Annotated in this window: 1 protein-coding gene; it reads left to right on the plus strand. The window is 31.1% G+C overall.

What is annotated here, in order from left to right; genetic code table 11:
- Positions 1 to 496 precede the first annotated feature (496 nt).
- Positions 497 to 689 (plus strand): hypothetical protein (locus COE53_RS23680; RefSeq protein WP_142350435.1); only part of this gene is annotated, 193 nt, incomplete at its 3' end.

Genomic DNA, 689 nt, shown 5'->3' on the forward strand with positions numbered 1-689 from the left:
TTATTGACGTAGATACATAAAAAGTGAGAATCGCAATTAAAATCCGGAAACCGCAAATAAAAAGTGAAAATCGCAATTAAAATCCGGAAACCGCAAATAAAAAGTGAAAATCGCAATTAAAATTCGGGAATCGCAAATAAAAAGTGAGAATCACAATTAAAATCCGGAAATCGCAAATAAAAACCATCAAACCTCAATTAATTCAACAATTAAAACGCACTTATATGTAAAATCCTCATAGTTTCAACTTAAATCTATAAAAACATACCTAATTACCTAAATTTAAAAGTAAAAAACGTAACAAGAATAGGCAAGTGTGTAATACAATTTTAATATGCAAAGAAAATGCTAATATAATAAAATATTAATATATTAGACAGTCAAAAAAAGCCCCCTAAACAGGGGGCTTTTCGTCTGTTATGAGATTTTTCAATAGTAAAAAAACAATTATTTACATATACACAATTGTTTTGAATTAACTAGAGAGGTGAAGGATTTGAAAAAAGGTTTTACTAGTTTAATTGTTTTAGTACTTATTTTTAGTATGTTTAAAGATGTATTTGCGGAAACTAAAGCTGCAGACAAATGGGTGGTAACTCTAAAACCTACAGAATTGACGATTCAGACTGGAACTGGAGGAACAACTGGCGGCGCAACAACTGGTGAGACAGCTGGAGGAACAACCGGCG

It is taken from the genome of Bacillus sp. AFS029533 (genome assembly GCF_002585125.1).
GTDB classification, from domain to species: domain Bacteria; phylum Bacillota; class Bacilli; order Bacillales; family Bacillaceae_G; genus Gottfriedia; species Gottfriedia luciferensis_B.